Source organism: Bacillus sp. 005/A4HT-01/001, from assembly GCF_004634445.1.
GTDB lineage: Bacteria > Bacillota > Bacilli > Bacillales > Bacillaceae > Bacillus > Bacillus altitudinis.
The window spans coordinates 51,578-69,582 of record NZ_SEIZ01000008.1 but is presented as its reverse complement, the minus strand read 5'-3'; the positions used below and the strand labels follow the sequence as shown (position 1 = coordinate 69,582).

At 41.7% G+C, this 18,005-nt stretch carries 15 protein-coding genes; 4 read left to right on the top strand and 11 right to left on the bottom strand.

Annotated elements, in window-relative coordinates:
* The first annotated feature begins 65 nt into the window (after positions 1 to 65).
* Positions 66 to 1,430, top strand: coding sequence for an alkaline phosphatase (locus ES896_RS18155; protein ID WP_135227139.1), 1,365 nt, complete (start codon positions 66 to 68; stop codon positions 1,428 to 1,430).
* 50 nt (positions 1,431 to 1,480) lie between these two features.
* On the opposite strand, the gene ES896_RS18150 is transcribed toward ES896_RS18155, so the two are convergent.
* Positions 1,481 to 2,905, bottom strand: coding sequence for a SpoVR family protein (locus ES896_RS18150; protein ID WP_428004183.1), 1,425 nt, complete (start codon positions 2,903 to 2,905; stop codon positions 1,481 to 1,483).
* 67 nt (positions 2,906 to 2,972) lie between these two features.
* Positions 2,973 to 4,172 (bottom strand): globin domain-containing protein, encoded by a 1,200-nt coding sequence (locus ES896_RS18145; RefSeq protein ID WP_135227137.1) that lies wholly within the window; start codon positions 4,170 to 4,172, stop codon positions 2,973 to 2,975.
* A gap of 183 nt (positions 4,173 to 4,355) precedes the next feature.
* On the opposite strand from ES896_RS18145, the gene ES896_RS18140 reads away from it, so the two are divergent.
* Together ES896_RS18140 and ES896_RS18135 are read left to right on the top strand one after the other, a co-directional pair.
* Complete coding sequence (locus ES896_RS18140) at positions 4,356 to 4,787, top strand: Rrf2 family transcriptional regulator (protein WP_007497090.1); 432 nt, start codon at positions 4,356 to 4,358, stop codon at positions 4,785 to 4,787.
* A gap of 160 nt (positions 4,788 to 4,947) precedes the next feature.
* Entirely contained in the window at positions 4,948 to 6,423 is a 1,476-nt protein-coding gene (locus ES896_RS18135) for a catalase (RefSeq protein ID WP_035703421.1), read from the top strand.
* Between the two features lie 45 nt (positions 6,424 to 6,468).
* On the opposite strand, the gene ES896_RS18130 is transcribed toward ES896_RS18135, so the two are convergent.
* Positions 6,469 to 6,789, bottom strand: a complete 321-nt coding sequence (locus ES896_RS18130; RefSeq protein WP_375803965.1) for a YqzG/YhdC family protein — start codon at positions 6,787 to 6,789, stop codon at positions 6,469 to 6,471.
* Positions 6,790 to 6,980: 191 nt separating this feature from the next.
* On the opposite strand from ES896_RS18130, the gene ES896_RS18125 reads away from it, so the two are divergent.
* Positions 6,981 to 7,229 (top strand): YhdB family protein, encoded by a 249-nt coding sequence (locus ES896_RS18125; protein ID WP_008349000.1) that lies wholly within the window; start codon positions 6,981 to 6,983, stop codon positions 7,227 to 7,229.
* Positions 7,230 to 7,386: 157 nt separating this feature from the next.
* Here ES896_RS18125 and ES896_RS18120 read toward each other — a convergent pair whose 3' ends face one another.
* From ES896_RS18120 to ES896_RS18085, 8 genes are all read right to left on the bottom strand, one after another.
* Positions 7,387 to 8,037: a response regulator gene (locus ES896_RS18120; protein WP_048001774.1), complete on the bottom strand. Its 651-nt coding sequence runs from the start codon at positions 8,035 to 8,037 to the stop codon at positions 7,387 to 7,389.
* Entirely contained in the window at positions 8,034 to 9,179 is a 1,146-nt protein-coding gene (locus ES896_RS18115) for a GAF domain-containing sensor histidine kinase (RefSeq protein WP_135227136.1), read from the bottom strand. The genes ES896_RS18120 and ES896_RS18115 overlap by 4 nt, the downstream gene beginning before the upstream one ends.
* Positions 9,180 to 9,330: 151 nt before the next feature.
* On the bottom strand, positions 9,331 to 11,076 hold the full coding sequence (locus ES896_RS18110) for a phospho-sugar mutase (protein ID WP_081114740.1): 1,746 nt from the start codon (positions 11,074 to 11,076) through the stop codon (positions 9,331 to 9,333).
* A 144-nt stretch (positions 11,077 to 11,220) separates the two neighbouring features.
* Entirely contained in the window at positions 11,221 to 12,882 is a 1,662-nt protein-coding gene (gene glpD, locus ES896_RS18105; protein WP_017360355.1) for a glycerol-3-phosphate dehydrogenase, read from the bottom strand.
* 139 nt (positions 12,883 to 13,021) lie between these two features.
* A complete protein-coding gene (glpK, locus tag ES896_RS18100) occupies positions 13,022 to 14,518 on the bottom strand; it encodes a glycerol kinase GlpK (protein WP_007497075.1) in 1,497 nt (498 codons plus the stop codon).
* A 15-nt stretch (positions 14,519 to 14,533) separates the two neighbouring features.
* Positions 14,534 to 15,349: an MIP/aquaporin family protein gene (locus ES896_RS18095; protein ID WP_135227135.1), complete on the bottom strand. Its 816-nt coding sequence runs from the start codon at positions 15,347 to 15,349 to the stop codon at positions 14,534 to 14,536.
* Between the two features lie 216 nt (positions 15,350 to 15,565).
* Complete coding sequence (locus ES896_RS18090; protein WP_008349014.1) at positions 15,566 to 16,123, bottom strand: glycerol-3-phosphate responsive antiterminator; 558 nt, start codon at positions 16,121 to 16,123, stop codon at positions 15,566 to 15,568.
* A gap of 327 nt (positions 16,124 to 16,450) precedes the next feature.
* Positions 16,451 to 17,788, bottom strand: a complete 1,338-nt coding sequence (locus ES896_RS18085) for an aspartate aminotransferase family protein (protein ID WP_017360357.1) — start codon at positions 17,786 to 17,788, stop codon at positions 16,451 to 16,453.
* Positions 17,789 to 18,005: the final 217 nt, after the last annotated feature.

Here is an 18,005-nt window from a genome sequence, read left to right as displayed (position 1 = left end):
TCCACACTTCTGCTCTACCATTGTAAACGTGAGAGCGATACATAAACAATGAGGAGGCAAAATGAATGAGTGTGTTGAAAAGCTCGAAAACGAAAATAGCTGCAATCGCAGCCGCATCAGTGTTATCGATTGGTATTTTTTCAGGAATTGAATTTGGACAGGCTGACAAAGCTGAGGCTAAAAAGAAACCAAAAAATGACGTACAAAATGTGATCGTGCTCATTGGAGATGGCATGGGAACACCTTACCTTTCAACTTACCGCTCATTTAAACACAACGGTGATCTTTCCAAGCAAACAGCGTTTGACCCTTACCTCACTGGCATGCATAAAACATACCCTGATGATTCTAAAAGTAACATTACTGATTCAGCAGCAGCTGGTACAGCCATGGCAACTGGTCAAAAGACATACAACAACGCCATTGGTGTAAACAAAAATGGCAAAAAACTAAAAACAGTATTAGAAGAAGCAAAACGCAAAGGAAAGTCTACTGGTCTCGTCGTCACATCTGAATTAACCAATGCGACACCTGCTGCGTATGCCGCCCACGATGTGTCTAGAAAAAACACAGCAGCCATTGCTGATGATTTCTTCGATGAGAAAATTGGCAAACAGCATACAGTCGATGTCATGCTTGGCGGAGGACTGATCGATTTTGTCCGCAAAGATCGTGATTTGACGAAAGAATTTCAAAAAGCAGGCTATCGTTACGTAACCAATAAAGCTGACTTACAAAAAAACAAACAGCAAAAATTGTTAGGCATTTTTGCTGACGGTGGTCTCGATAAAGCAATTGATCGTGATAAAACGACCCCTTCTTTGCAAGACATGACATCCTCAGCCATCAAACAGCTGTCTAAAAACAAAAAAGGATTTTTCCTCATGGTTGAAGGCAGTCAAATTGACTGGGCTGGACATGACCACGATATTGTCAGTGCGATGAGTGAGATGAAGGATTTTGAAAAAGCATTTGAAGAAGCCATTCGTTTCGCAAAAAAGGATAAAAACACATTAGTCATCACGACCGCAGATCATTCAACTGGCGGCCTTTCCTTCGGGGCAGACGGCTCGGGCAGCTGGGATTATCAGCCTGTCAAAGCAGCAAAAAAGACACCTGATTTCATTGCAAACAAAATTGTAGAGGGTATGACGGTCGAGACTGCGCTCAAACAATACATCGACCTTGATTTCACAAAAGAGGAAATCGCCTCTATTCAAAAGGCAGCTGAAACAAAAGATCCTGTTCAAATTGATGTTGCCATCGAAAAAGTCATCAATACAAGGTCTCATACAGGCTGGACCACATCAGGTCATACAGGGGATGAAGTACCATTTTATGCTTATGGACCAACAAGCGAACAGCTAAAAGGGCTCATGGAAAATACAGATCAAGCGAAACACATTTTCAAACTGCTGAAAAACCAATAAAGTGCTAATCACAAAAAAAGATGTCTAGTCGTAGACATCTTTTTTGATCATTAAGTGAGATACTTCCTATGAACCCCTTTTCCATCGTATGAAAACATCACTTCTTTTCCTTCAAGAACTGACTCGATATGCACACTTCTTCCCCATAGCTGATGCAAATATGGAAGTACCTTTTCTAAGTATTTGAGATCGAGCTCAATGCCTTCATACCAATGTTTAATATAGAGTTCATTGTTTTTTAAATAGTCACCATCGATGACTGTCAAATACGGAAAGCCGCCATTGACCCTCATGCTGACTAGCTGATCACGGACTGCCTTCCATTCTTTATCAATGACTTTATAGTCTCTCCCCTGCTTTTGAAACAAGTACAAATCTTCCCTCATCACAAGGTCTTTCGTTAAGTAATTTCGAATAAAAGAAATGTCTGATTCAATTTCTCGCACTTCAAACATTTTGCTGCGACCGGACCCTTCCGTCACTCCTGCTTTTTTTAATTCCTCGCATGGATGATCGTAGCGCTCTTCAATATCTTCAAAAATCTTCAGCCCTAAATAGTAAGGATTGATTCCTGTCTTAGATGGCTGCACGACACCTGCATTTAATTTGGCAAATTCAATCGATTCACTTGAATCTAAATCAAGTTCACGCATAATCCGCTGGTGCCAATACGATGCCCAGCCTTCATTCATGATTTTCGTTTCTAGCTGTGGCCAAAAATAGAGCATTTCCTCTCTCAGCATCGTCAGCACATCCCGCTGCCAAGGCTCTAGCTCCCGGGAGTGTGCCTCGATAAAGAGCAAAATATCTTTTTCTGGCTTTGGGGGGAATTGCTTGATCGTTTTCTTTTTCTCACGTGTTTTTGATTCATCCATTCCCCACAAATCATCATATGGCGTTTGACGTTTTGGTTTGTCCTCTTCATATTCATCTTCATCGTCGAGATTCCAGCTTAATTTTGAACGAACAAGCGACGGATCAATATGCTCCTGCAATGCCAATACAGCATCTAAAAAAGACTCGACTTCTTTTGTACCGTGGATATGTTCATATTCTTTAATTCGCTCTGCTGCCGCTGACATACTTTCCACCATATCTCGTTTTGTGTTTTGGAAACGGCAGTTGTTTTTAAAGAAATCGCAGTGTGCCAAGACATGAGCCACAATTAGTTTATTTTGAACAAGCGAATTGTTATCAAGGAGAAAGGCATAGCAAGGATTTGAATTAATCACCAGCTCATAAATTTTGCTTAATCCTAAATCATAATGAAGCTTCATTTTGTGAAATTGCTTTCCAAAGCTCCAGTGGCTAAATCGTGTTGGCATGCCATATGCACCGAATGTATAAATAATCTCCGCGGGACAGATTTCATACCTCATCGGATAAAAATCTAGACCAAATCCTTCTGCAATTTCTGTAATTTCATCAATGGCTCGTTGTAAAAGACGCTTTTCAGTTACGCTCAAGGAAACCATCCCTCCTCATCGGACTTATCCCTACTATATGAGCGTACCTAAAAAAACATGATGTTCAGCCAGTTGTTTAGACGACTTCCATTTCTTTCATGGACTGCCCGCCGAACGCTTCAAAATGGATATTCTCTTCTGGGATGTCCATCGCTTTTAGAATAAGGATCATCTCTTGAGTAAATGCTGGAGAACCGCAAACATAAAATTGGCCTTTTCCTTCACCAATGACTGATTGAAGGAAAGGTCGGTCAATCCGCGTAGCCACCTTCTCAACCAGCTCACTCTTTCCACTCTTTTCAAATTGTTCGTTACAAAGGATAATACGCCCCTCTGGAGATGAAGTGAGAACGTGTTCAAACTCTTGTTCGAAAGCGGTTACATCCTCTAGTCTGTCTGCATGAATCATCGTGAATGGCTGATTGTTATGCGACGCTGTTTTCACTAAACCAATCATTGGTGTGACACCAGAACCGGCACTAATCAAATAAACGGGTTCTTTTGTGTCATCTTGCAAGCAGAACATTCCCTGCGGCATACTGACGTGAAGAATATCGCCTTCTCTCATTTCATCATGCAGGAATGTGGAGACATGCCCATCTCGTTTCACGGTGATGCGATAGTAAGATGGGTGATATTGATCTGATAAACTGTATTGTCTGCTGCATACATAGGCTTCACCCGGCATATCTACCTGCACCGTAATGTATTGACCAGCTTCATACATTGGTAGCTCAGATTCATCCTCTGGTACGAAATAAAAGGAAATGAGTGATGGAGATTCTTGTTTCTTTTTCTTCAGAATAAACGGTTTGACATCTGCCCATCCACCCGTTTGTTTCACATTTTCAGCCATCATTTCTGCCTCAATGGTGATGAATATATTCGCAATGATGTCATATGCAGCCTTCCAAGCCAACAATGTGTCATCTTCCTCTGATAACCCAAATACCTCTTTCATTGCTTCAAGAAGGTGATATCCGACGATTGGGTACTGCTCTTTTTTCACCATGACACTGACATGCTTATGGGCAATTTGTTTCACAGCAGGTAACAAGTCTGCCAAGCGATCAATGTGCAGTGCAGCTTGATAGAGTGTTGCGGCAAGCGCCTCTGGCTGGCTTCCATTCATGAGATTTGTTTTATTAAACTGATTGAGTAGCTCTGGGTACTGTCTAATCATATTTTGATAAAAAACAGTCACAAGTTTTGTTCCCTCAGCTTTTAGAAGAGGGGCTGATTGTTTTATGGCATTCATTTGATCTGTGGATAACATCGTTATTCCTTCTTTCAAAAGATGTATTTTAAATACATCTTTATCGTAATGGATGACAGCTTATAAAAGCAATATTTAAAATGCATGTTTTAAATGTTGTCACATTTAGTACTTTCTCGAACAGTTTTTGTCTAAAATGTGTTACGATGATACAAAACTCTATTAGGTTTAGAGGTCGTCCAAATGAAACTTACGAATTATACAGATTTCTCATTAAGGGTACTCATTTATTTAGCTTCGAGAGAAAACAATGAACTGTCAAATATTCAGCAGATTGCCGATATTTATGGCATTTCGAAAAATCACCTGACAAAGGTCATTTACCATCTTGGAAAACGTGGTTATGTAGAAACGATCCGCGGAAGAAATGGTGGGATTAGGCTGGGGAAAAGCCCAGAAAGCATTAATATTGGTGAGGTTGTCCGCTATACAGAGGATGATTTAGTCATGGTTGAATGCTTTGATCCGAAGAAAAACAGCTGTATTATCTCCCCGATTTGTTCATTAAAGCACGTACTTCATGAAGCTCTCACTGCTTATTTACGCGTTCTTGACCAATACACATTAAGTGATTTAACACAAAACAAAGATGCTCTAAGAGAGCTTCTGCTCTAAGGCGAAAGAATTTATTTCTTTCGTCTTTTTCTTTACCTCCTTGTAATAATAATTTATTTAAAATTATTATAAATAAATATTGACTATCATGTTTGATTCAATATAATTAGGGTATATAGATTGCTAGAAACCATTTTTTGTTTACAGGAGGAGAAAAAGAATGACAAATTCTAATCATAAAAATTTGACGACGAATCAAGGCGTGCCAGTTGGCGATAATCAAAACTCAAGAACTGCTGGTCACAGAGGGCCTTCATTTCTTGATGATTACCATTTGATTGAAAAACTTGCACACTTTGACCGTGAACGTATTCCAGAGCGTGTTGTTCATGCAAGGGGCGCCGGCGCTTATGGTGTGTTTGAAGTAGAAAATAGCATGGAGAAACATACAAGAGCAGCCTTCTTAAGTGAAGAAGGAAAACAAACAGACGTTTTTGTCCGTTTCTCAACGGTTATTCACCCTAAAGGTTCACCTGAAACATTACGTGACCCTCGTGGTTTCGCTGTCAAATTTTATACAGAAGAAGGCAACTATGATCTAGTTGGGAACAACTTGCCGATCTTCTTCATTCGTGATGCACTCAAATTCCCTGACATGGTTCACTCTCTCAAGCCAGATCCTGTAACCAACATTCAAGATCCTGACCGTTATTGGGATTTTATGACGTTAACACCTGAATCCACTCACATGCTCACATGGCTCTTCTCTGACGAAGGTATTCCTGCGAACTACGCTGAAATGCGCGGTTCTGGTGTTCATACGTTTAGATGGGTAAACAAATACGGAGAAACAAAATATGTGAAATACCACTGGAGACCATCAGAAGGCATTCGCAATTTATCGATGGAAGAAGCTGCAGAAATCCAAGCAAACGACTTCCAGCATGCGACAAGAGACTTGTATGATCGTATTGAAAAAGGAAATTATCCAGCATGGGATCTTTACGTTCAGCTTATGCCGCTCAGTGATTATGATGAACTAGATTATGATCCATGTGATCCGACGAAGACGTGGAGCGAGGAAGATTATCCGCTGCAAAAAGTGGGCCGCATGACACTGAACCGCAATCCAGAAAATTTCTTTGCTGAAACAGAGCAATCTGCTTTCACGCCAAGTGCCCTAGTACCAGGAATTGAAGCATCTGAAGACAAACTGCTTCAAGGCCGACTGTTCTCTTATCCTGACACGCAGCGTCACCGCCTAGGTGCAAACTACATGCGCATCCCAGTGAACTGTCCTTATGCGCCTGTTCACAATAACCAACAAGATGGCTTTATGACAACAACTCGTCCAAGCGGTCATATTAACTATGAACCAAACCGTTATGACGATCAGCCAAAAGAAAACCCTCACTACAAAGAAAGTGAACCGGTTCTTCACGGTGACCGTATGGTGAGACAAAAAATCGAAAAACCAAACGATTTCAAACAAGCTGGAGAAAAATATCGAAGCTACTCTGAAGAAGAGAAACAAGCATTGATCAAAAACTTGACAGCTGACTTGAAAGACGTAAATGAAAAAACGAAATTACTTGCGATCTGTAACTTCTATCGTGCAGATGAAGATTATGGACAGCGTTTAGCGGATTCACTCGGTGTGGATATTCGCTCATATCTTCAAGGAAGCATGAAATAAATCTTCTTTTCAGCTGGAGCACCTCTTTTTAAAAGAGGTGCTTTTTTATAGCCGAAATACGTTAATACTAATCAAATGACCCGTCACTGGATGAAAATAAATTTCTGCATGTGCTGCAAATCGTGTGGATCCTTCCTTCACGGTCACGCGAAACACATCTTTTGTTTGATCTTCATTCACTTGTGTACGTCCAATGTAATGATAATCGTTTAAAGCGGCGCCTTCATATTCATCTTGCAAGGCAGTATACGCAAGTCTTTCCCAATTCTCTGCCGGCTGCACAGCTGCTTGTGAAGATGGATGAATCATCAGACTGCCAAATAAAATAATTCCTGCTGCAAAAAGCATCCATAATTTCGGGTGCATAATATCAATATTCTCACTTTCATGTCTATTTTGTTTAGGTTTTGCTGGTTGGTTCTTTTTCATACATCAAGCATTTATTCAGCCTATAATTCCCGGTACCCTGTTTATGCAGACACCAACTTTTCCCCTGAAAAAGTCGACCTGATCCGAGCAAACTAATGAGGACTTCTCAAGGGAAAGGAGAAGGTTTAATGAATGTGGCGGATTATGATAAAGCACTTTATTATACGCATCGCTCGCAATGGGATAATTTACTTATTCTTATGGTCCGTACGCAAGATGATTTGCTCTCAAAACGTATTGAGCATTTCTTACATGCGTATCAATTTAACCGGAACGATGCTGATGTTGAAAAATGTTTATATGGGCTCCTGCAGTATATCGACCATGCTTCAGAGGCTGCCGTTGCTGAAGCATATGCTGAACCGATGTACACATAAAGGAAAAGGTTGATTTTCGATGTTGACAAAGGGCTAAAATGAACTTTATTTTAGCTCTTTGTTTTCTTTTCAGCCTTTTACTAACCGCCTTTCATAAAGAAGAAAAGACTTCACGAGAGATACTCATGAAGTCTTTTGGAATGTCCACCATGACTGTTTACAACAGCTCTTTCGGCTGATTTTTTTGATAATCTACCGCATATAGAGCGGCCTGAGTTCGATCTGCCAGCTCTAACTTTGATAACACATGAGACACGTGAGTTTTCACAGTCTTTTCAGAAATAAAAAGCGATGAGGCAATTTCTTTGTTACTTTTCCCTTTCGCAATTTCAAATAAGACATCACGTTCTCTATTGGTCAGTTCGTTCATCAATGTCCATTTTTGCTCTTTAGGTTCTGTTAGGTGCTGGACAAGAAACGCTGTAATATGACCATCTAGCTGGTACGTACCATTTTGCACCTCAATCATTGTCGTGAGAAGCTTTTCAGGTGCTACATCCTTGAGCTGATAAGCCTTCGCTCCCGCTTGGATAGCAGGGATGACATAGTCCTTATCTGCATAGCTTGTCAGGATGACAATGCGGACTTCCGGCATGTCGAGTGTCATTTGCTTTGTTGCCTCAATCCCATTCATTACAGGCATAGAGAGATCCATCAAGACAATGTCAGGCTTTGTCTGCCTCACTACCTGTAGTGCCTCTTCTCCATTGGATGCTTCACCAACGATGTCTACATCTGGCTGGGTTTGCAAGAAAAAGACCAGCCCTTTTCTGACAATATGATGATCATCTGCAATGACTACTCTCATGACAATCCCTTCCTTTCTTGAGAAAATGGGACTTTCACATGAATCGTGGTTCCTTTCCCTAGCTCAGAGTTGATACATAATGTACCTCCCACCCTACGAATACGTTTAGCCATCCCTTTCAATCCAAGTGAAGGAAGACTCATTTGTTCATCATACTGAAATCCCTTTCCCTGATCGATGATTTTCATACCAAACGTATCTCCTGATTGCTCCAGTTTGACCTCTACTTTCTCAACACCCGCATGCTTTTGGCAATTATTTAGAGCTTCTTGGCATACGCGAAATAAGGTCTCGTGCTTTGAATGATCTATTTCCATACAGCCTGATAAAGACAATGAACAATTTAGACCTAAAAGCTGTGCATACTCTTCAATCGCTGTCGTAAATCCTTTTTCAAGTCCTTTTGGTCTTAACTGCCAGATGAGTGATCGCATTTCAATGAGGGCATCTTGTGATAAATGCTGAATAAAATCAATCATTTCACCTAATTTTTGATCACTTGTCATTTGACGCGCTGCCTTTGCAGTCAAACTCACGGAAAACAGCATTTGATTCACAGAATCATGTAAATCCTGCGCAAGCCGGTTTCGTTCTTCTAGCAGTGCATGCTGCTGCTCATTTTGCACAAGCTTCATACGCTGAATAGCCGTACCAATTTGCAGTGCAATACTTTCAAGCAGATTCAGCTCCTCCTGTGTAAATGTGACCTTCCCTTTTGCCGCCACATTTAATAAGCCAAACGTACGCTTACATGCTTGGAGCGGAACGGTTGCATGATGGGTAATTCCTTCTGTATCTCCAAGCTTTTGCTCAATCGCCGTTTCAATCCGTTTACAATTGATGATATTGGTCGCTGATTGCAGTGAGCCTTTCGTGTAGCGGTTGATGCAATAGCAATCGTTTTGACACATGAGCTCTTTTTGATGCTTTGCTAGCGCTTCAGGTAAGCATACTTCTGCCATTAGTTCATACGATCCGTCTTCTTCTATAAAATAAATCCATGCTGTTTGAAAGCCTGTCACTTCCATAAGCATATGAAGCACTTCATGAAGCGTTTCCTTCATTTCCATCCCTTCATTTAGCTTTTCAGCAATTTCTTTTAACGTTTTTAATGTTTTGACTTTTTCTTGGTATTCTCCCATCGTGTGTACCCCCGGCTTTTACTGCCTCTCTGATCAATATGTTGATTATACCATGAGCATCTGTGCGGCTCTTTCTCAAAAAGGATGATTTTTTCTCATCCTTTTGACTGAGAAAAAGCCATCATGCATGACATGATGGCTTTGTGATATTTTATTTAGCTGTTTCTTCCACAATGTCATAGACGACTTTCATGACTTCTTCTGATAAGTGTTTCAGCTTTTCTTCGCTGTCTGTTAACGATGTGCCTTTGACTGCAATATAAAATTTGACTTTAGGCTCCGTACCAGAAGGTCGTAAACAAAACCATGAGCCATCTTCAAGGAAATATTTCAGGACGTTTGATGCCGGCAGATGAATCGTTTCTTCTTTCTTTTCAGCCACAAGGTGCCTTTGACTTGATTGATAATCCTCAATGACCGTAATGCGCTGACCGGCGATAGAAGCTGGTGGGTTTGATCTAAAGGTATGAAGAATAGCAGAAATCTGCTCCGCTCCTACTTTCCCCTTTAAGGTTAATGACTTTAACCCTTCTCTGTAAAATCCAAATTCCTTAAAAATATCAACAAGAGCATCGTATAATGACTTGCCTTGTTTTTTATAAAAGGCTGCGACTTCAACTGCTAATAACGCCGCTTGAACTGCATCTTTATCTCGTGCAAAATCACCGATCAAATAGCCGTAGCTTTCTTCATAGCCAAATTGAAACGTGTATTCTCCGCTTTCTTCAAACTGCTTGATTTTTTCTCCGATAAATTTAAAGCCAGTGAGCGTATCAATCGTGTCAGCTCCAAATGCTGAGGCAACAGCACGCCCAAGCTCACTTGTCACAATCGTTTTCATCACAACGGGGCGAGGCGGCAGCTGACCTAGTTTTTGTTTTTCAGATAATAAATAATGAAGTAGTAAGGCGCCTGTTTGGTTGCCGGTCAAAACGGTAAATTCACCATCATGATTTTTCACAGCGATACCTAATCGATCTGCATCTGGATCTGTCGCAATCAACATATCAGCATTTTGCTTTTCGCCAAGCTTGATGGCGTATTCAAAAGCGGCATGCTCCTCTGGATTTGGAGACGTAACCGTCGAGAATTGCGGATCTGGTTTTTCCTGTTCAGGTACAACCGTCACATGCTTATAACCAAAGGCCTGAAGTCCGTTTCGGACAGGTTTATTCGCCGTCCCATGAAGCGGGGTAAACACCACTTTGACATCGACTTCTTTTGCAAGCTCAGGGTGCACACGAATGGTTTTTAATTTTTCCATATACGCTTGATCGATTTCTCCACCAATCATACGGATCAAACCATTTTGCTTCAATACTTCTTCTGATTCCACTGAAATGGCTAATTCATTTTCGATGGCATCTACTTCTTTAATGACTTGATCTGCTTCAAATGGGGGCATTTGGCCTCCATCTTCTCCATATACTTTATAGCCATTATATTCCGGCGGATTGTGACTTGCTGTCACAACAATCCCTGCAAAGGCATTCAGTTCTCGAACTGCAAAAGAGAGTTCTGGTGTCGGACGCAGTTCGTCAAATACGTATGTTTGAATGCCATGTGAAGCAAGTGTTTTGGCCGCTTCCATCGCAAATTCAGGAGATTTATGGCGTGAATCATAGGCAATGGCGACGCCTCTTTTTTTTGCATCCTCTCCATGTGCTGCAATATACGCAGCAAGACCAGCGGATGCTTTTCGAACAGTGTAAACATTCATTCGGTTCGTTCCAGCACCAATTTCTCCGCGCATTCCTCCGGTACCAAACTCAAGGTTTTTGTAGAAACAGTCTTCAAGTGCTTGATGATCATCTTGATGTGCCTCCAGCCATTCCCTTAGTTCAGTATCCAGGTGCTTCTCATTGATCCAACGCTCATAATTCGTATTCCAACTCATGGTCGTCCTCCCAGCTCTTATCATCAATAAAATAACATCTACTGTTATTTTATATGGAATTATCCTTCATGTCATGTTATATCATGAACATATGAAAAAACGATGAACAAAATAAAAAAAGCCGATACACGATCGGCTTTTTACTTATTCAGCATCAAGCGGTACGACTGCTTCATGGAATAGTCGGTCTAATTCAGTTTGATGTTTCTGTTTTGTCGCTTCATCCCAGCCAAAACGATCTGCCATATAGTCAACAACAGGCTGTGCATACGTTTTTGCCCAATTGATATTAAATAATAGGCTGCCTGTTCTTCTCAAGAAGAAATCGACAGGTGTTACAGCCAATTCTTCTTCGATCGCATAGACAAGTTCAGCCAACACATATGCGGGAATGTTTCGTTTGTCTGCTTCCCCTTGAAGCTGCTCTACACGCTTGAAGACATTGCTGACGTTTGAGCCATATTTCTCAGCTAATTTTTGTGCAATCGGTTCTGTCAAACCAACGGATGCTCCTTCTGCCGTTTTCGCTTGAACAAAGGATGCCATATTTTTCGAACCGCCTACATGCCCACCTGAAATAGGCATATGTTTCGTTTTACATGGTCCGAAATCTTTTCCAGTTTCCTCTTTCAGTCCATCACGTACAAGATTCACAATGTGTTCAGCCATTTTACGGTAACCTGTTAATTTACCGCCGGCAATCGTGATTAAGCCTGAAGATGATGTCCATACCTCATCTTTACGAGAAATTTCTGAAGGATCTTTCCCTTCTTCATGAATGAGTGGACGAAGACCAGCCCAGTTAGATTCAACGTCTTTCTCTGTAATGTTAAGATCTGGGAACATATATTGAATGGCTTTGATCACGTAATCACGATCTGCTTTTGTCATACGCGGATGTTCCAGCTGTTTTTTGTAAACGGTATCTGTTGTTCCCACGTACGTTTTTCCTTCTCTTGGAATCGCAAAGACCATTCGTTTATCAGGTGTGTCAAAGTAGATTGCTTGTTTTAATGGGAAAACAGATTGATCAAATACTAAGTGAATTCCTTTTGTATGCTGTAAATGTTTCCCCTCTTTTGAGTGGTCCTTGTCTCTTAGCTGATCGACCCATGGACCTGTCGCATTGACGATTTTTTTCGCATATACATCGTATGTTTTCTGTGTTGTGACATCTTCAATGACAACACCGACAACTTTGCCTTTATCATAAATAAATTCTTTTACTTTCGCATAGTTGACCGCTTCTGCCCCGAATTTCACAGCCTCTTTCATGACTTCAATTGTCAGGCGTGCATCATCTGTACGGTATTCAACATAGTAGCCCCCGCCTTTTAAGCCATCCTTTTTCACAAGTGGTTCTTTTGCAAGTGTCTCTTTTGCACTTAGCATACTTCTGCGTTCACTATGCTTAACGCCAGCTAAAAAGTCATATACTCTAAGTCCGATTGAAGTTGAAAACTTACCGAATGTCCCGCCTTTATGCATCGGAAGAAGCATCCATTCTGGCGTTGTCACATGAGGACCGTTTTCGTATACGATGGCACGCTCTTTACCGACCTCTGCGACCATTTTCACTTCAAATTGTTTTAAATAACGAAGTCCACCGTGCACTAGTTTCGTTGAGCGGCTAGACGTACCTGCTGCGAAGTCCTGCATTTCCGCAAGACCGACACGCATTCCGCGTGAAGCCGCATCAAGTGCTGTACCAGCGCCAGTAATACCCCCACCAATGATAAACACATCATATGGTTTTTTTGTCATGTCCTGAAGCATTTGTTCTCTTTCTAAGCTAGAAAAAGTCATCTCTTGTTCCTCCCATGTTGTACGGTAAAGAAAAAGAGACCGCAAACACCCAAAGCGTATTTCTACACTTCGGTGCTTGCGGTCTCTCCAGTTCTCCAACCGTTCTATTAACTTACTTGAAGTATACCATACTTTTTGTTTATTTGAAAGCTTGAGCTGCTTTTACAGCCTTTTTCCACCCGCTGTATAACGAGTCACGGCTGTCTTCTTCCATTTTAGGTTCAAAGCGCTTGTCAAGATTCCATTGTTTTGCAATGTCTGAACGGTCGTTCCAGAAGCCAACTGCTATTCCCGCAAGATAGGCCGCACCGAGTGCCGTCGTTTCATTAATTTCTGGACGTTCTACTGGTACATCGAGCAAATCACTTTGGAAGCCCATTAAGAAATCATTCTTTACAGCCCCGCCATCGACGCGCAATGTTTTAAGTGAGATGTTTGAATCTTTTTCCATCGCATCTAAAACATCTTTCGTTTGATAAGCAAGTGATTCTAACGTTGCACGAACAAAGTGCTCTTTAGAAGTGCCGCGTGTTAAACCGAATACAGCGCCTCGGACATCACTATCCCAATATGGTGTGCCTAAACCAACGAATGCTGGTACGACATATACGCCGTCTGTTGACTCAACGCGCTCAGCATAAGCTTCACTGTCTTTTGAGTCTTTAAACATTCTAAGTCCATCACGCAGCCACTGGATCGCTGAGCCAGCAACGAAAATACTTCCTTCTAAAGCATATTCAACTTTGCCGTCAATGCCCCATGCAATCGTCGTTAACAATCCATGATCCGACTTAATTGCTTTTTCCCCTGTATTCATCAACATGAAACATCCTGTACCATATGTGTTCTTCGCCATTCCTTCTTCAAAGCAAGCCTGACCGAATAACGCAGACTGCTGATCTCCTGCCGCTCCTGCAATCGGAATATTTTTACCGAAGAAGTGATAGTCTGTTGTTTCACCATAAATGTGTGATGATGGTTTGACGTCTGGCAGCATGGAAGCTGGAACACCTAAGATATCAAGTAGTTCTTCATCCCATTTCAGATCGTAAATATTGAACATTAACGTTCTTGATGCATTCGAATAATCTGTCACGTGTGATTGACCGCCAGTCATTTTCCAAATGAGCCATGTATCAATTGTGCCAAACAGCAAGTCACCATTTTCTGCTTTCTCACGAGCACCTTCTACATTGTCTAAAATCCATTTCACTTTAGTACCTGAGAAATAAGCATCAATCAGAAGACCGGTTTTATTTCTAAACGTTTCATCGTGTCCTTGCGCTTTTAGCTCATCACATATACCCGATGTTTGTCGTGACTGCCAAACAATTGCATTGTAAACAGGTGCGCCTGTATGTTTATCCCAAACAACAGCTGTCTCACGCTGGTTCGTAATTCCGATACCGGCGATTTGATCTGCTTCAATTCCTGATTCGATTAAAGCAGTTGAAATAACTGATAGAACAGAGCTCCAAATTTCATTTGCATTGTGTTCTACCCAGCCTGGGTTCGGAAAATATTGATTGAATTCCTTCTGAGCTGTATGTGCAATTTTACCTTCTTGATCAAATAAGATCGCTCTTGAGCTTGTTGTCCCTTGATCTAATGCGAGAATATATTTTTCTTTTGCCATGGTGTTTTCCTCCCCTTACATACTTTCATTGACAGCATTTGTCTGGTTTTTCGTAGAAACATAGAGTCCTAACAATACCACAACTAAAATAACGCTTACAATCCAAAAGGCTGGTGTGACGTTCGCTTTAAAGGCTGCATTATAGAAAACACCGCCAAATGCACCGCCCAAAATTGGACCAACAACAGGAACCCAAGCATATTTCCAATTTGATGGACCTTTACCTGGAATCGGCAGAATGGCATGTGCGATTCTTGGACCTAAATCACGTGCAGGGTTAATTGCGTAACCAGTTGTACCACCTAATGAAAGACCAATCGCAACAATTAAGAAACCAACAATCAACGGATTGACTCCGTCTGCAAATTTATTTGCACCAATCGCTAAAATTCCTACCACCAATACAAATGTACCAATGACTTCACTGAGCACGTTTGCAAAAGTATGCGGAATCGCAGGACCAGTTGAGAATACGCCTAGTTTTGCACCTGGATCGTCTGTCGCTTTCCAGTGCGGTAAGTAATGTAAGAAGACAATAATAGCTCCGAGTAATGCGCCAAGCATTTGACCGACAATATACATTGGAACATCAGCCCAAGGAAAACTTCCTTCTAATGCAAGACCTATTGTCAGCGCCGGGTTTAAATGTGCACCGCTGATTCCTCCAGTGGCATAAGCTGCAATCGCTACTGCAAATCCCCATCCGAAAGCGATTACAATCCAACCGGACTGATAAGCGAGCGATTTCTTTAAACTGACTGCCGCACACACACCGCTTCCAAAAATAATAAGAAGCATTGTACCAACGACTTCACCCCAAAATGGTGTCATGAAAAATTCCTCCTCTGGTTCAGTTGCCATCCCCTATAAATGTGTAGAAAAGATACAGAAAAAAAGATCCACAACAAACATACTTTACATCAGGGTCATTTGTCACCTAGTAAAGCGTCGTTGTGGATCTCCGTTTCTCCATCACATGATATTAACTTAGTGCTATAGTATCAGAGGATGAAAACGTTGTCAATCAATTTTCACATTTTATCTTTTTCACTTTTGGAACGCTTTCCAAAGCTTTGTATTCGATGTGGTGACAGCTGTCGCCCCTGCTGCAAGCGCCCGTTCTACATCTTCTTTTGTTCGGATAAATCCTCCTGCAAATATTGGTATTCCAGCTCTTTCGCGCACTTCTGTAATTAAATCTGGCACGACACCCGGCAATACTTCAATAAAATCTGGACGATGTTTTCCGACAAACTCCATGCTTTTTTCCATCGCACTTGTATCAAGTAAAAACATTCGCTGGATGGCATATACCTTTTTCTGCTTGGCTTTCACTATGACAGAAGACCTAGTAGAAATAATGCCAGCTGGTTTCATTTCCTGACAAATAAATTCCGTTCCGTACTCATCATGTTTGATTCCGTGAATGAGATCGACATGGACAAACATTTTTTTATGATGCGCATTCGCCTCATTCATGATGCCCTTAAGCCGCCCTAAATGAACATCTAGTAAGACCCCATATGTAAATGGACTTTTTAAAAATTCCTCAAATTGCTTCATATTGCGAACAGCAGGTAGAATGGGTTGATCATGAAAACTCATATGCCGTCTCCTTCTCGTGTGTATTGGTTCTATCTTCTCCTTACAGTAATAGAATCACATGTTTTTTTCAATACACCTAGTGTGCCCATTGACCATTCAGCCTAGCAAATCGATCAAAACCTGATCCTTTCAGGGCATAGAAAAAAGCAGAGAAACCTCTCTGCTACAGCGTGTAGGCAAATCCTCGCATTCTTTGTCAGTCCTGCGTGCTGGTGCTCACCCTTCCTAGGGCTGCAAAGATTTTCTATCACGCTGAAAAGAAGACAAAGGGCTAAAATAAATAATATTTTAGCCCTTTGTCAACAATCTGAAGCAGAGAAATCTCTGCTATAATTGTGCCATGCTTTCTTTTAAAGTATGAATAATGAATGAGGCGTCTTCATCAGTGATATTTAGCGGTGGTGCGAGCTGTGCCACGTTATTATAGCCAGCCACTGTATCGCCATTTTTCCCGATGATCAATCCCCGCTTTTTACATTCTGCAATCAATTGACCGACTACACTTGGATCAGCTGGCTTTTTTGACGCCTGATCCTGCACAAGCTCAATCCCAAACAGCAGACCTTTTCCTCTCACATCACCGACAAATGGATGCTCTTTTAACTCTTGCAAACGTTCGAGCATGTCTTGGCCAAGCGTGCGTGACCGCTCCACTAATTGCTCGTTTTCCATGATCTCTAGGTTAGCAAGCGCAACCGCACAGGAAGCAGGGTGACCGCCAAATGTATTCACATGCCGTAGCCTGTCATACGTATCTTCTCCTGCATACGCTTCATAAATGTCTCGTTTTACGCACGTTGCAGATAGCGGTAAATATCCACTTGTGATCCCTTTTGCCATGGTGATGATATCTGGCTTCACTTCCTCATGCATAAATCCAAACCGCTTTCCTGTCCGGCCAAAGCCGCATATGACTTCATCCACAATGAGGAGCGCCCCATGATCTTCACAGATTTCTTTCACCTTCTTCAAATATCCTTTTGGCGGCATTAAGATACCGCCTCCTGTAATCATCGGCTCCATGATGACGCCAGCAATGGTCTCACTTAATTCCCACGTCATTGCTTGATCGATTGCATCAGCACTTGCCAAGCTCTCTTGATCTTCAGGGTGCCGGTACATATCAGGCGGTGCGACATGGATAAACCCCTGTCCTAACGGTTCATATTTGTACTTACGCTGCGCTTGACCCGTTGCGGCAAGAGCTGCTGCTGTATTGCCGTGATACGATCGATATCGGGAAATGAATTTTGTTCGTGTACTCTCTCCCTTTTGCGCATGATATTGTTTGGCAATCTTAAATGCCGCTTCATTCGCTTCAGAACCACTGTTAGAAAAGAAGATCACATAGTCCCCGTCTAGCCATTCATTGAGCTTCTCAGCCAGCTGAATCGCTGGCACATGGCTTTGTGTCAGTGGGTAGTAAGGCATCGTATTTAATTGCCTATACGCCGCTTCTGCAAGCTCTTTACGTCCATATCCGGCATTGACACACCATAGTCCTGACATTCCGTCTAAATAGCGATTTCCATGAATATCTGTCACCCATGCGCCTTCTGCCTCATGAATCACCATACTTTCATTTTCTTTGTTTGTCCCTTTCATATGATGCCAAATGAACTGATCATCTTTCGCCTGAAGATCTTGTGCGTTATGTGTTTTCATCTTCCCACGCCCCCATGTATCCGTTTTCATCATCAAAGAAGCTTAAACCGGTCCTGCATATGACCTCTCCATTCATTATATGGATAAAAGTGAGGCATATGAAACTGAAACAAGACCGCCCGTGTCGTTACTCTCATTATAAAAAAGGGGCCAGACACATTACATTAGACAGATCGTCAACTGATTGAAAAGAACCATGAGACACTCTACTTGATCC

Bases quoted from the DNA above. Each gene is read 5' to 3' on its own strand.
- ES896_RS18135 (WP_035703421.1), top strand. From the start codon at position 4,948: ATGACAAATTCTAATCATAAAAATTTGACGACGAATCAAGGCGTGCCA.
- ES896_RS18155 (WP_135227139.1), top strand. From the start codon at position 66: ATGAGTGTGTTGAAAAGCTCGAAAACGAAAATAGCTGCAATCGCAGCC.
- glpK (WP_007497075.1), bottom strand. From the start codon at position 14,518: ATGGCAAAAGAAAAATATATTCTCGCATTAGATCAAGGGACAACAAGC.
- ES896_RS18125 (WP_008349000.1), top strand. From the start codon at position 6,981: ATGAATGTGGCGGATTATGATAAAGCACTTTATTATACGCATCGCTCG.
- ES896_RS18095 (WP_135227135.1), bottom strand. From the start codon at position 15,349: ATGACACCATTTTGGGGTGAAGTCGTTGGTACAATGCTTCTTATTATT.
- ES896_RS18130 (WP_375803965.1), bottom strand. From the start codon at position 6,789: ATGCACCCGAAATTATGGATGCTTTTTGCAGCAGGAATTATTTTATTT.
- ES896_RS18150 (WP_428004183.1), bottom strand. From the start codon at position 2,905: ATGGTTTCCTTGAGCGTAACTGAAAAGCGTCTTTTACAACGAGCCATT.
- ES896_RS18120 (WP_048001774.1), bottom strand. From the start codon at position 8,037: ATGAGAGTAGTCATTGCAGATGATCATCATATTGTCAGAAAAGGGCTG.
- ES896_RS18110 (WP_081114740.1), bottom strand. From the start codon at position 11,076: ATGAGTTGGAATACGAATTATGAGCGTTGGATCAATGAGAAGCACCTG.
- glpD (WP_017360355.1), bottom strand. From the start codon at position 12,882: ATGACTTTTTCTAGCTTAGAAAGAGAACAAATGCTTCAGGACATGACA.
- ES896_RS18115 (WP_135227136.1), bottom strand. From the start codon at position 9,179: ATGGGAGAATACCAAGAAAAAGTCAAAACATTAAAAACGTTAAAAGAA.
- ES896_RS18145 (WP_135227137.1), bottom strand. From the start codon at position 4,172: ATGTTATCCACAGATCAAATGAATGCCATAAAACAATCAGCCCCTCTT.
- ES896_RS18090 (WP_008349014.1), bottom strand. From the start codon at position 16,123: ATGAGTTTTCATGATCAACCCATTCTACCTGCTGTTCGCAATATGAAG.
- ES896_RS18085 (WP_017360357.1), bottom strand. From the start codon at position 17,788: ATGAAAACACATAACGCACAAGATCTTCAGGCGAAAGATGATCAGTTC.
- ES896_RS18140 (WP_007497090.1), top strand. From the start codon at position 4,356: ATGAAACTTACGAATTATACAGATTTCTCATTAAGGGTACTCATTTAT.